Annotated in this window: 13 protein-coding genes; 10 read left to right on the top strand and 3 right to left on the bottom strand. The window is 65.7% G+C overall.

The annotated features are described in order from the left end of the window. Positions 1–80: 80 nt before the first annotated feature. Positions 81–1,229, top strand: a complete 1,149-nt coding sequence (locus ACIBK2_RS32840; RefSeq protein ID WP_396973072.1) for a GAF domain-containing protein — start codon at positions 81–83, stop codon at positions 1,227–1,229. Here the strand turns inward: ACIBK2_RS32840 and cbbX are convergent. Genes cbbX through ACIBK2_RS32825 form a run of 3 tightly spaced genes read right to left on the bottom strand, consistent with a single transcriptional unit; the run spans position 1,197 to position 4,036 of the window. Next, the gene (gene cbbX / locus ACIBK2_RS32835) at positions 1,197–2,156 is read right to left on the bottom strand and encodes a CbbX protein (RefSeq protein ID WP_396972921.1); all 960 of its coding nucleotides are present in this window, start codon (positions 2,154–2,156) and stop codon (positions 1,197–1,199) included. The genes ACIBK2_RS32840 and cbbX overlap by 33 nt on opposite strands. 7 nt (positions 2,157–2,163) lie before the next feature. Further along, on the bottom strand, positions 2,164–2,589 hold the full coding sequence (locus ACIBK2_RS32830) for a ribulose bisphosphate carboxylase small subunit (protein ID WP_396972919.1): 426 nt from the start codon (positions 2,587–2,589) through the stop codon (positions 2,164–2,166). A gap of 16 nt (positions 2,590–2,605) precedes the next feature. Then, positions 2,606–4,036 carry a form I ribulose bisphosphate carboxylase large subunit gene (locus ACIBK2_RS32825; protein WP_396972917.1) on the bottom strand — a complete coding sequence of 477 codons (1,431 nt, stop codon included), beginning with the start codon at positions 4,034–4,036 and terminating at the stop codon, positions 2,606–2,608. Positions 4,037–4,199: 163 nt separating this feature from the next. On the opposite strand from ACIBK2_RS32825, the gene ACIBK2_RS32820 reads away from it, so the two are divergent. From ACIBK2_RS32820 to ACIBK2_RS32780, 9 genes are all read left to right on the top strand, one after another. Beyond that, positions 4,200–5,195, top strand: a complete 996-nt coding sequence (locus ACIBK2_RS32820; protein WP_396972915.1) for a class I fructose-bisphosphate aldolase — start codon at positions 4,200–4,202, stop codon at positions 5,193–5,195. Positions 5,196–5,198: 3 nt separating this feature from the next. Continuing rightward, on the top strand, positions 5,199–6,134 hold the full coding sequence (locus tag ACIBK2_RS32815; protein ID WP_396972913.1) for a LysR family transcriptional regulator: 936 nt from the start codon (positions 5,199–5,201) through the stop codon (positions 6,132–6,134). Positions 6,135–6,145: 11 nt separating this feature from the next. Then, entirely contained in the window at positions 6,146–6,493 is a 348-nt protein-coding gene (locus ACIBK2_RS32810) for a DUF5313 family protein (protein WP_396972911.1), read from the top strand. Positions 6,494–6,525: 32 nt separating this feature from the next. Continuing rightward, positions 6,526–7,596 carry a class 1 fructose-bisphosphatase gene (locus ACIBK2_RS32805; protein ID WP_396972910.1) on the top strand — a complete coding sequence of 357 codons (1,071 nt, stop codon included), beginning with the start codon at positions 6,526–6,528 and terminating at the stop codon, positions 7,594–7,596. Between the two features lie 16 nt (positions 7,597–7,612). Further along, entirely contained in the window at positions 7,613–8,497 is an 885-nt protein-coding gene (locus tag ACIBK2_RS32800) for a phosphoribulokinase (protein WP_396972908.1), read from the top strand. A gap of 45 nt (positions 8,498–8,542) precedes the next feature. Then, positions 8,543–8,821, top strand: a complete 279-nt coding sequence (locus ACIBK2_RS32795) for a hypothetical protein (RefSeq protein WP_357389697.1) — start codon at positions 8,543–8,545, stop codon at positions 8,819–8,821. Then, positions 8,821–9,153 (top strand): hypothetical protein, encoded by a 333-nt coding sequence (locus ACIBK2_RS32790; RefSeq protein WP_396972907.1) that lies wholly within the window; start codon positions 8,821–8,823, stop codon positions 9,151–9,153. The genes ACIBK2_RS32795 and ACIBK2_RS32790 overlap by 1 nt, the downstream gene beginning before the upstream one ends. A 500-nt stretch (positions 9,154–9,653) precedes the next feature. Further along, entirely contained in the window at positions 9,654–10,685 is a 1,032-nt protein-coding gene (locus ACIBK2_RS32785; RefSeq protein ID WP_396972905.1) for an esterase/lipase family protein, read from the top strand. A 178-nt stretch (positions 10,686–10,863) separates the two neighbouring features. Continuing rightward, positions 10,864–11,793 (top strand): NAD-dependent epimerase/dehydratase family protein, encoded by a 930-nt coding sequence (locus ACIBK2_RS32780; protein ID WP_396972903.1) that lies wholly within the window; start codon positions 10,864–10,866, stop codon positions 11,791–11,793. The last annotated feature ends 272 nt before the right edge of the window (positions 11,794–12,065 follow it).

The following is a 12,065-nucleotide window of genomic DNA, read 5'->3' as shown; positions in this document are numbered from 1 at the left end:
AATTGTCCACGGCGAGTGCATCTTCGGTGCGCGGCCGCATCGATCCCGAACGAGAGACCCTCCTGGACATCGTGCAGGCGATGTCCAGCGGCCCGGCGATCGAGCCGCTGGCCGCCGCGGTCGCCCGGATGATCGTCGCGTCGACGGCGGCGGATGTTTGTCTCGTGCACGTCCTCGACGACTCGGACCGCTCCCTCACCCTGGCCGGTGCGACCCCGCCATTCGATCGCCACATCGGCCGGGTTCGGCTCGCACTCGGCTCCGGGATCACCGGCTGGGTGGCCAGCCGTCGCCAAGCGGCGGTGATCAGCGACAACAAGGAGGCCGATCCCCGGTACCAGCCGATCGCCGCACTGGGCGGCGCGACTTTTACCTCGATGGTGTCGATTCCGATGGAGACCGATCCCGGCGGACTGGTCGGCGTCCTCGATGTGCATACCGTCGAGCGACGCGAATTCAGCGGCCACGACATGGAATTGCTGCTACTGCTCGGCAGGCTGGTGGCAGGTGCGCTGCAGCAGGCCAGGCAGCATCGTCAGCTCGCGGCGCGGGAGCGGGCGCACGAGGACTTCGCGGAGCAGATGATCGCGGCGCAGGAGCTCGAACGCCGCCGACTGGCCAGCGATATTCACGACGGCATCTCGCAGCGGCTGGTCACCCTTGCCTATCGCCTGGACGCGGCAGCTCGTGCGGTCGTCGATGACCAGGTCGAGGCCGCCGAACAACTCGACAAGGCAAGGGAATTGGTGGATCTGACGCTGCAGGAGGCGCGGGCGGCGATCAGCGGGCTCCGGCCGCCGGTGCTGGACGACCTCGGCCTGGCCGGCGGACTCGCCAGCCTCGCCAGATCGATACCGCAGATCGATCTGGAACTCGAACTCGCCGACCACCGACTGCCCGAACACATCGAACTCGCGCTGTACCGCATCGCGCAGGAATGCCTGCAGAACGTTGTCAAACATGCCGAGGCCAGGGTTGCCACGCTCAGCTTCGCGGTGCACGCCGATACCGCCCGTCTCGAAATCGCAGACGACGGTATAGGTTTCGACACGTCCGAACGACCGTTGGGTGCCAATGAAATGGGCGGCTACGGCTTGCTGTCGATGGCCGAGCGCGCCGAGCTCGTCGGTGGCCGGTTGAGCATCCGATCACGCCCCGGTTCGGGGACGACGGTGACGGTCAAGATCCCCCTGGAGTCACCGAAACACCCTGCTGACGAGCAGGTCTGACGCCTCGATCGTGGTGAGCGCAGCCAACCCGACCTCGGCGTCCTCAGTGACCAGTCGGCGCGCGTGCCGCAGCCGTGCGCGTTCCACCGCGTTGCGGACACTGCGCGCATTGGCGAACCACGGCTGCCCGATCCGATGCCCCAGGTACTGACGCAATGCCACCCGCGCCTCGTCGGAGAACGCATAGCCGAGCTCACCGGTCATCAGGCAGGCGATCTCCTCCAACTCCCCCACCGTGTAATCCGGGAACGAAATGTGGTGGGCGATACGGCTTTGCATGCCGGGATTCGCGGAGAAGAACCCATCCATCTTGTCCGCGTAACCGGCCAGGATCACCACCAGGTCGTCGCGATTGTTCTCCATCACCTGCAGCAGGATCTCGATCGACTCGCCACCGTAGTCGCGCTCGTTCTCCGCTTTGTACAGGTAGTAGGCCTCATCGATGAACAGCACGCCACCCATCGCCCGCTTGATCACCTCCCTGGTCTTCGGCGCGGTGTGGCCGACGTACTCACCGACCAGGTCGTCGCGGGTGACGCTGACCAGGTGCCCGCGGCGCAGATAACCGAGCCGGTGCAGCAAGTCGGCCATCCGCAGCGCGACCGTCGTCTTGCCCGTGCCCGGGTTACCCGTGAAGCACATGTGCAGCGTGGGTTTCGGTGCGAGCACCCCGAACTGGGCGCGCATCCGATCGATCAGCAGCAGCGCGGCGATCTCGGCGATGCGGGTCTTCACCGGCGCCAATCCGACCAGCTGCGTGTCGAGTTCGCCGAGCACGTCGCCGATACCGGACTGCCGACGGGCCGCAGCGAGGTCGACCACGGCATCGGCAGGCAGGAAGTCGGGCGCGGGCTCATCCGGATCCGACTGTGGCCCAGCGGTATTGCCGGGCCAGGACCCGAACGGTGTCCGGGTTCCAGCAGGCACGTCCATCTCAGGTGCGCGCGTGTCGGCCGCCGACCGGCCGCTCGGTCACGTAGGCGAAGGTGCTGTAGGAGATCCGCCGGTCCGAACCCTCGGTCCGGTCCAGGCGGAAGCCTGGCTCGTCGGCGGGCCGCTGCACGATGAACGAGAACGCCGTCGTCTGCCTGCACGGCCGGGCATCGTAGGCGTTGAGCCGGACATACATTTCGGGATGTGTTGTCCGGCAGGCGTTCACCTCCAAGAGAACCCCGGCGGCATCGGCCAGATCGAACATCGGCAACCCCCACATCTCCCAGTAGATGTTGCGCGGGTGTGGGTCGTCGGTGAATTCCACCGACAGCGGCCACTTGTTGTCCAGCGCGTACTGGATCTGCGCGGTGATCTCCTCGTCGGTGAAGTCGGGCAGGTAGGAGAAGGTGCCCTGGGTGATGCGCATTGTCGCTGTCCTTCCGTCAGACCGTGGTCGGTGTCGCGACAACGTCTGGGGTGTCGGTGGATTCGTAGTTGAAGGTGATGTCGCCCCAGGTCGCCAGCGCCGCGTCCAGCGCGCGATTGCGCGATGCCGCCTTGCGCAGGATCTCGGGGCCCTCCTTGAAGTAGTCGCGACCCTCGTTGCGCGCCTTGACCATCGTCTCCAACGCGACCCGATTCGCTTCCGCGCCTGCGGCAATGCCCATTGGATGGCCGATCGTGCCGCCACCGAACTGGAGCACCACGTCCTCACCGAGGTAGTGCAGCAGCTGATGCATCTGGCCCGCATGGATGCCGCCCGACGCGACCGGCATGACACCGGGCATCGAGGCCCATTCCTGGTCGAAATACAGGCCTTTCGCCGGGTCGGCCTTGACGCTGTCCAGTCGCAGGGTGTCGTAGTAGCCCGCGATGACGTGCGGGTCGCCCTCCAACTTGCCGACGACCGTGCCGGCATGCACGTGGTCGACACCGGCCAGCCGCATCCATTTCGCGATGACCCGGAAGCTCACACCGTGCGACTTCTGCCGCGTGTAGGTGCCGTGACCGGCCCGGTGCAGGTGCAGCAGCACGCCGTTGGCGCGCGACCAGTTGGCCATCGACTGGATCGCGGTGTAGCCGACCGTCAGGTCGATCATCACCACGATGGAGCCGAGTTCCTTTGCCAGCGTGGCCCGTTCGTACATCTGCTCCATGGTGGCGGCGGTGACGTTGAGGTAGTGGCCTTTGATCTCGCCGGTCGCGGCCTGGGCGCGATTGACGGCTTCCATGCAGAACAGATACCGATCGCGCCAGCGCATGAACGGCTGAGAGTTGATGTTCTCGTCGTCCTTGGTGAAGTCGAGCCCGCCGCGCAGCGCCTCATAGACGACCCGCCCGTAATTGCGCGCGGACAGACCGAGTTTCGGCTTGGTGGTCGCGCCGAGCAGCGGACGGCCGAACTTGTTGAGGTGTTCGCGCTCCATCACCACCCCGTGTGCCGGGCCCTGGAACGTCTTCACGTAGTGGGTCGGGATGCGCATGTCCTCGAGCCGCAGCGCCTTGAGTGGCTTGAAGCCGAAGACGTTTCCGATGATCGAGCTGGTGAGGTTGGCGATGGAGCCTTCCTCGAACAAGTCGACGTCGTAGGCGATCAAGGCGATGAACTGCCCCGGCGCGTTCGGGACGGGCTGCACGCTGTAGCACTTGGCTTGGTAGTGCTCGAAACTGGTGAGCCGGTCGGTCCAGACCACCGTCCACGTCGCGGTGCTCGACTCCCCCGCGACCGCCGCCCCCGCCTCCTCCGGCGGCACCCCCGGTTGCGGGGTAATCCGGAAGGCGCACAAGATATCCGAGTCCTTGGGCTCGTAATCCGGCTGCCAGTAACCCATTTCGGCGTACGGGATAACCCCGGCGTTCCAGCGGTCTGTCATGGTTCGAATACTCCTCGCGGACAATGAACCTGTCCATGGAGAGTTTTCCGCGAACACTTCAGTGATTACTTCATCATTCGAGCCCTCACCCGTCCGGGTGATGTGTAATCGGCTGCGTGCTCGTAGATTCGAGTTCTGTCGAATCGATCGAGAGGACCTGCAGATGCACACATGCCGGGAAATCGCGACCCAATTGATGGCGCCCGGCAAGGGGATACTCGCCGCCGACGAAAGCATCGGCACCATGTCGACACGGCTGGAAAACGCCGGTGTCGAAGGGACAGCGGAGAATCGGCGCGTTTATCGCGAACTGTTGGCGACCACACCCGATCTCGCGGACGGCGTCTCCGGCATCATTCTGTGCGACGAAACGCTCAATCAGCATTGCGGCGGCGCCCCATTCGCGCAAGCACTGCACACTCTCGGCATCCTGCCGGGCATAAAGGTCGATACCGGCGCGAAAGCATGTCCCGGCCTGCCCGGGGAAACGGTGACCGAGGGCCTCGACGGACTTGCCGCCAGACTCACGCGCTACGCCGAACTCGGTGCGAGGTTCGCGAAGTGGCGTGCCGTCTACGCGATTACCGACAGCACGCCGACCGCCGGTGCCATCGCCGTCAACGCCTCCGCCCTCGCCCGCTACGCCGCCGCCTGCCAGGAAGCCGGGCTGGTGCCGATCGTCGAGCCGGAGGTGGTGATGACCGGCAACCACTCACAAATCCGGTGCGCGGAGGTCACCGCCGCCATCCACGCGGAGGTTCGCACGGCCCTCGAGCTGCTCAACGTCGACCTGGCAGGGATGGTGCTCAAGCCGAACATGATCGTCGAAGGCGCGGACAACCCCGATCGGACCGCTCCGGCCGACGTCGCCGCAGTGACCGGAAAGGTGTTGCAGGCGTGGCCCGACGACCTCGCGGGCATCGCCTTCCTCTCCGGCGGGCAGCCACCCGACCGCGCCACCGCGAATCTCGCGGCACTCCAACATCTGCGCACCCCATGGCCGTTGACCTTTTCGTTCGGCCGCGCCCTGGTCACGCCCGCACTCCTGGCCTGGCGCGGCGACACCACCAGATACGCCGCAGGCCAGACCGCACTCGCCGAGCGGGTGCGCGCCAACGCCGCGGCAGTGCGGCTGCGCACCGAACTCCAGCGCACCTGACCGATGACGACCAACGCTCGACTACGCGCGCTCATCGAACTGGATGCCGCAGGCTCGGTGCGCGGCGCGGCCCAGCGGTTGGTGGTCACCGAATCGGCGGTGTCCTCGGCGGTGAGCGCGCTGAGCGCCGAGGTCGGCACCGCGCTGGTCGATCGGCACGGCCGCGGGGTCCGGCTGACCCCGGCCGGGTTGACCTACGTCGATTTCGCGCGCCGCATTCTCGGATTGCACGACGAGGCGGTGCTCGCGGCGCGTGGGCGGGCCGATCCCGAGCAGGGTTCGATTCGGCTGGCGGCGGTGGTCACCGCGGGTGAGCTGTTGATACCCGCGCTGCTCGCGTCGTTTCGGGCGAAGCATCCCGGCGTGGTGCTGCGGCTCGAAGTCGCTCCTGGACGGCGCATTTGGCCGCTGTTGACGCAGCACGCGGTCGATCTCGTCGTCGCGGGGCGTCCGCCGGCCGACCTGCGGAACGCGTGGGTGCGGGCGGTTTCGATCAATACCCTGGTTGTCGTCGGGCCGCCGGATATCGCGGCGGAATTCGAGCTCGCGCGCACGACTTGGTTATTGCGTGAGGCGGGTTCCGGTACTCGGGAGACCACCACGACATTGTTGCGCGAACTCGAAGTGGCGCCACCACAATTGATGCTGGGGTCGCACGGGTCAGTTGTCGCCGCGGCCGTTGCCGGACTGGGCGTCACGCTTGTTTCTCGCCAATCTGTTCGGCGCGAATTGGATTCCGGCGCACTCGTCGAACTCGACGTGCCAGGTACCCCGCTGCACCGCCCATGGCATGTCGTCAGCCAAACGGCGGCAACGGCATCCACCGAACTTCTGGTCGAGCATCTGACCGAGCACCGCGAATTGGGTTGGCACCCCCCGGCCGCCACCCCGCAGGGGGATGGAATGGCGTGCGCGAAAGGGGATGCTCGACAGTTATGAAGACTCCGACAATGCGGCAACGAATTGCCTACAACCTCGGCCGCGAACTGCCCTCGTACCTACACGATTGGGTCTTGCACGACTTGACCGGACCGTACGCCATGGAACGGTATCTGGTCCGATTCATCGTGCCGTTCATTCCGCTGTACGGGTTCGTCCTGCTTTTCCCCGGTCCGATGCACATCAAGTGGCAGATGATCGTCATCATGGCCGTCCCGATGTTCGTCTTCACGGTGGCGCACAGCTACGTGTGGCGGCGGTTCCGGCTCACCCAGCACGGACTCGATCCGGGGATCGTCGACCGCGGCAAGAGCACCGCCTACGAGAAGGAGCGGTATCGGATGCGGTACGGGCACTAGCGATTTCGGAACTCTTCCAGGAGGTGCGAGCCATGCTCGCCGATCACACCACGCTCGTGCAGTTCCTCATCGAGGAGCGGCGGCGATATCCCAGCGCCAGCGGCGATTTGAACGCGCTGATCCTCGAGGTCGCGCTGGCCTGCAAGGCCATCGCGAATCGGGTCGCCAACGGCGCGCTTGCCGACGTGCTCGGTTCGGCCGATCGGACGAACGTGCAGGGTGAGGTCCAGCAGAAGCTCGACCTCGTCGCGAACGACTACTTCCTGCGCGCCACCGAGTGGAGCGGGCAGGTCGCGGGCATGGTGTCCGAGGAACTGGCGGAGCCGTACGTGCTGCCTGCCGGTTATCCACGGGGCAAGTATCTGTTGCTGTTCGACCCGCTGGACGGGTCCTCCAACATCGACGTGAATGTCTCTATCGGCAGCATCTTTTCGATCCTGCGCGCGCCCAATCCCGGGGTGGACGCGAGCACCGAGGACTTCCTCCAACCCGGCACCGCACAGGTGTGTGCCGGGTACGCGATCTACGGTCCGTCCACCATGCTGGTGCTGACCGTCGGCACGGGTGTGCACGCCTTCACGCTCGATCGCGGGCTCGGCGAGTTCATCCTCACCCGCCCGAAGGTCCAGATCCCGAACGCCGCTTCGGAATTCGCCATCAATGCGTCGAACCAGCGCTTCTGGGAACCGGCCGTCCAGCGCTACGTCAACGAATGCCTGGCGGGCAAGCCGGGTCCGCGCGGCAAAGACTTCAACATGCGGTGGATCGCGTCACTCGTCGCCGAGACACACCGAATCCTCACTCGCGGTGGCGTTTTCCTCTATCCCCGCGATTCGAAGGACCCGACGCGGCCAGGCCGGCTCCGGCTGCTCTACGAGGCGAACCCGATGTCGTTCCTGATCGAACAGGCCGACGGTGCGGCGAGCACCGGCCGCGAACGCGTGCTCGACGTGGTCCCGGACGGCCTGCACCAACGGATCCCGTTCATCTTCGGCGCAACCGAAGAGGTGGCGCGGATCGACCGATATCACCGCGAGCACAACGACAGTGCCTGCGCCTGGCCGCTGTACGGCAACCGCGGCCTGTTCCGAGCGACCGGTTGAGGCAGGTTTTCCGCCGATGTCACGCATGCATCCGATCGTCTCGGTGACCGGGTCCTCCGGTGCGGGCACCACCTCGGTGATGCACACCTTCGAACAGATCTTCCGGCGCGAACACGTGAACGTGGCTTTCGTCGAAGGCGACAGCTTCCATCGCTACGACCGAGTGTCCATGAAGGCCGCGATGGCCGAGGCGCAAGAGCGCGGCGACCACGCGTTCAGCCATTTCGGTCCTGCGGCAAACCTTTTCGAGGATCTCGAGGAGTTGTTCCGTCATTACGGCGAGACCGGGTCCGGCAAGATCCGCCGCTACCTGCACGACGCCGCAGAGGCGAAACCGTATGGGCAGCAACCGGGCACGTTCACCCCGTGGGAGGAACTACCCGCCGCTTCCGACATGCTGTTCTACGAGGGACTGCACGGCGCGATCGTCACCGAAGAGGTGGACGTCGCCAGGCACGCCGACCTGCGCATCGGGGTGGTCCCGGTGATCAACCTCGAATGGATCCAGAAACTGCACCGCGACAAGATGGTTCGCGGTTACACCTCCGAAGCGGTCACCGACACCATCCTGCGGCGGATGCCCGACTACCTGAACTACATGTGCAGGCAGTTTTCCTGCACGGACGTCAACTTCCAGCGAGTCCCCGTGGTCGACACCTCGAATCCTTTTATCGCCAGGACGATTCCGACGGCCGACGAGTCCTTCTTGATCATCAGATTCCGCGACCCGAACAACATCGACTTTTCCTACCTGCTCGGCATGCTGCACGACTCGTTCATGTCGCGCCCGAACACCATCGTCTGCCCCGGCGGCAAAATGGACCTCGCCATGCAGCTCATCTTCACCCCGATGATCCTGCGCCTGCTCGACCGCCGCCGCGCCGAACTCGCCGCGCGCTGACCCACCGCTAGCCACCAGGCGTAATACGCGCGTATTATGGCTGGTGTGGGTTTCGAGTGGCCTGATTGGGCGTTGGACATGCTCATCGGGATCTCTCCGAACGAGGTGATGCAGGTGCTGACCAAGCAGCGACGATGGCCACGGCGTGGCCGGGGCACTGCGGGCATGGAGATGCTGACGATCTGGGGCCGGACGGCCGCGGGCCGGCCGCTGATCGTCGGCCTGCGCCAGGCCGAACCCTGGCAATGGCAGATCGTCGCCGCCCGACCGATGAGCCCGGAGCAGGTAACCGAGTTCGAAAAGTGGGAACAGGAGAACCAGTGATGGGCGACAACAACTTCCCCGCCACCCCCCAGGGGGTGGACGAGTTGATGGACAGCCTCGTCTTCGACGACGCCCCGGTGCGCGAGGCCGACGTGCCCCCGCCGATGGCGCCCGGCGAGGACATCATGGTGGTGCGATCCCTGCGCATCCCCCTCGACATGGACCAATCCATCAAAGCCGAAGCCCAGGCCCGCGGCATAACCATGAGCGAACTCATCCGCGACTGGCTCGCCATCGAACTCGCAGCCCTAGCCGACGACCAACCCATCTCCCGCGCCGACGCCCTACGCGCCCTCGCCGGCGTCCGCCCCATCCACCACCGCGCCAGCTGACCCCCACCGCCCCCTGGCCCCTACCAGCAGAATCTGCACCCTAACTCGGGACCTGCACTGGCTTTAGGGCCCTATTCCGAGTGCGTGTCCCGAGTACGAGTGCGGATTTCCTCCCCCTGTTGTCCAAAGCGCTCGGGACGCATGAAAAAGGCGTGAGGGTTTCCGCAAGGGTGTGCCGACGGGGGCCGACGGTGACGCTGGGTGTGCGGTTGCCGCCTGGCGAGGCTTGATGGCTGCGCAATGACGTGCGTTCGACAGTGCTGAACTGGTGAAACGTTGGGTGAACTGTCGGTGAGTAAAACCTCGGCCGTGCGTGGTGATTCGCACGTCGACCGGCCGTGTGTTCGCCGGGGTCGGCATCGGCCATCGCGGCGTGAAAGTAGTCACGGCTAATTCCTAGCGAATTGCCTCTAATCTTCCTTCAACTGGTCGTACGACCAGTTTCTATTCCAGCTCCACACATCTGTGCTCAAAGCACCTCTCTTCCTAGGAACCAGCAAATGAGAAGCATCCTCCGTTCGTCGCGCACGATCGCGGCGATCATGGCAGCCGCGATTGTCGGATTAGGGCTCAATGCCGCGGTGGCCGTTGGGGATCCGGGGCCGGTCTCGGAAACGCACTCCGCCGACACCGTCGGGTACGGCCCGGTGCTGACCGATGAGGCCGCGGCCTTCGCCTACGGACTCGTCAATCCGGACGTCGCACCGCAGGGATCGAACAACTGGGCGTGCAAGCCCGACGACGCCCACCCGCGACCGGTCGTCCTGGTGCACGGGACCTGGGCCAGCGCTTTCGGCGCGTACTCCTACATGTCCCCGCAACTCGCCAAGGCGGGCTACTGCGTCTTCACCTTCAACTACGGCCGCGCCAACGTCGCAGGCGCGGGACTCAACCAGCCCACAATCGGCGCCACCGGCTACATCGAGGACTCCGCGAAACAACTCGCCGTCTTCGTCGATCGCGTGCTCGCCGCCACCGGCACGGGACAGGTCGACATGATCGGGCACTCACAGGGCGGCGTAGTGGCACGCCAGTACCTGAAGTTCGAGGGCGGCGCGAACGCCGACGAGCCCGCGGCGAACAAGGTGAAGAAGCTCATCACCTATGGCGCCACCAACCACGGCACCACGCTCAGCGGCCTCGGCAGTCTGCTCGGCGTCTTCAAAGACACGATGGGACTTGACCTTTCGACCCCGACCGAGGCGCTCATCGGCCACGCGGGCATCCAGCAGCTCATCGGATCGCCGGTGCTCACCAAGCTCAACGAGGGCGGCGACACGATGTCCGGCGTCGAGTACACCATCGTCGCCGGCCGCTACGACGAGGTGTCCAGCCCGTTCACCCGCACCTACCTCACCGCGGGCCCGGGCGCGACGGTCGACGACGTGCTCCTGCAGGACGGCTGCGTGCAGGACATCTCCGACCACAACTCGATGCTCTACTCCCCCCGCGCGGTCTCCCTCGCGCTGCGCGCGCTCAACCCGGCCACCCACCCCGCGCCGGTCTGCTCGATGAATCCGTGGCTGCTCTGAATAGTTGCCGCAGGCAACGCGGTTGAGCCAGTTTCTGATCTCGTCGGTCAGCGGAATCGGGGCGTCATAGTCATCAGATGTCCCGATTCCGCGACCAACCGGAAATCTTCACTAGGGTGGGGTGGCGCACCCGGGTCGTGGACGTCCTTACGGTGCAATGACATCCGGAGGGGTCCCGATGAATGTGCTGATTTTGGGCGGATACGGGGCGGTCGGCGGGCACGCGGTGCGACTGCTGCGGGCCGACGGGCTGTCGGCGCTGGCCGCTGGGCGGGACCCGGCGCGGGCGGATGTGGTGCTCGATCTAACCGATGTCGACAGTTTCGCGGCCGCGTTGGACGGTGTTGCCGCCGTGGTCAATTGCGCGGGTGCCGAGGATATCCGGCTGGCCGAGGTGTGTGCCGGGCGTGGGATTCCGTTCCTCGACATCTCCGCCACCAGTGCATACGTACGAAGCTTGGAGAGTGTCACCGGGCCGGTCGTGCTCGGCGTCGGGTTGGCACCCGGCCTGACCACGCTGCTCGCCGCGGACGCCTTGTCCAGCCACCGAAGCCCGGTCGACATCGTGATCGGACTCGGATCCGGCGAGCAGCACGGCGCCGCCGCGACCGCGTGGACCTACGGCCTGCTCGGAAAACACTTTCCCGATCCCGACGGCACCACCATCCGCAACTTCACCAGGCCGCAGCGATTCGACGTGCCGAAGGAGTCCGGATACAAACCGGCCTCAGCCCTGCGCGCCGATTTCGCCGACCAACACCGGCTCACTCGCGAATTCGGCGTCCCGGTCCGCAGTTATCTGCGTATGGACACGCGCCTCGCCACACTCGGACTCGGCATGCTCACCAGAGCACCCGCGCTCCAGTCGCTGGCACCGAAACGGATGCCGGGCAGCGATAAGTGGATGGTGCTCGCGCGCTCGTCGAACGGGACGTCACTCTGGGCCGCCGGTCGCGGTCAGTCGCTGGCGACCGCCGTCGTAGCCGCCGCGGCCGTGCGGGCGGCCGTACTACGCCAGCCCACCGCGCCGACGTGGATCCACGAAATCCTCAGAATCGACGACCTGCGGGACACCTTGCGCGACAACGAGATCACTCTCGGAGGCTGATCGGATGCCGTACCGGCCACCAACAGCCGGACCCACTGCGCCCGGACCTACCATCGCCATCTTCGTCGCCAGGCGACCGCGAGACCGGCCGCGGCGATGGATTGTGCACGCTCAGCGTGCATAGTCGGCCGCGCGATTTCGAAGCCACGAAGCTGGGTCGGCCACCCACACCTACCAAGCGACCGGCACCCACTCCGATCGATGTAAAACCACAAATGCGCTGATCAGCGGCGTGTCGGAGGGTCGACGCACGAGGCATCCTGCCAGGATGG

It is taken from the genome of Nocardia sp. NPDC050175, from assembly GCF_044459885.1.
Taxonomy (GTDB): Bacteria; Actinomycetota; Actinomycetes; order Mycobacteriales; family Mycobacteriaceae; genus Nocardia.
The sequence above is the reverse complement of the archived record's forward strand: the minus strand, read 5'-3'. Positions and strand labels throughout refer to the sequence as shown.

Coding starts and splice junctions, on each gene's coding strand:
- ACIBK2_RS32800 (WP_396972908.1), top strand. CDS start 7,613: ATGTCACGCATGCATCCGATCGTCTCGGTGACCGGGTCCTCCGGTGCG.
- ACIBK2_RS32820 (WP_396972915.1), top strand. CDS start 4,200: ATGCACACATGCCGGGAAATCGCGACCCAATTGATGGCGCCCGGCAAG.
- ACIBK2_RS32805 (WP_396972910.1), top strand. CDS start 6,526: ATGCTCGCCGATCACACCACGCTCGTGCAGTTCCTCATCGAGGAGCGG.
- ACIBK2_RS32815 (WP_396972913.1), top strand. CDS start 5,199: ATGACGACCAACGCTCGACTACGCGCGCTCATCGAACTGGATGCCGCA.
- ACIBK2_RS32780 (WP_396972903.1), top strand. CDS start 10,864: ATGAATGTGCTGATTTTGGGCGGATACGGGGCGGTCGGCGGGCACGCG.
- ACIBK2_RS32785 (WP_396972905.1), top strand. CDS start 9,654: ATGAGAAGCATCCTCCGTTCGTCGCGCACGATCGCGGCGATCATGGCA.
- ACIBK2_RS32825 (WP_396972917.1), bottom strand. CDS start 4,036: ATGACAGACCGCTGGAACGCCGGGGTTATCCCGTACGCCGAAATGGGT.
- ACIBK2_RS32830 (WP_396972919.1), bottom strand. CDS start 2,589: ATGCGCATCACCCAGGGCACCTTCTCCTACCTGCCCGACTTCACCGAC.
- ACIBK2_RS32790 (WP_396972907.1), top strand. CDS start 8,821: ATGGGCGACAACAACTTCCCCGCCACCCCCCAGGGGGTGGACGAGTTG.
- ACIBK2_RS32840 (WP_396973072.1), top strand. CDS start 81: ATGTCCAGCGGCCCGGCGATCGAGCCGCTGGCCGCCGCGGTCGCCCGG.
- ACIBK2_RS32810 (WP_396972911.1), top strand. CDS start 6,146: ATGCGGCAACGAATTGCCTACAACCTCGGCCGCGAACTGCCCTCGTAC.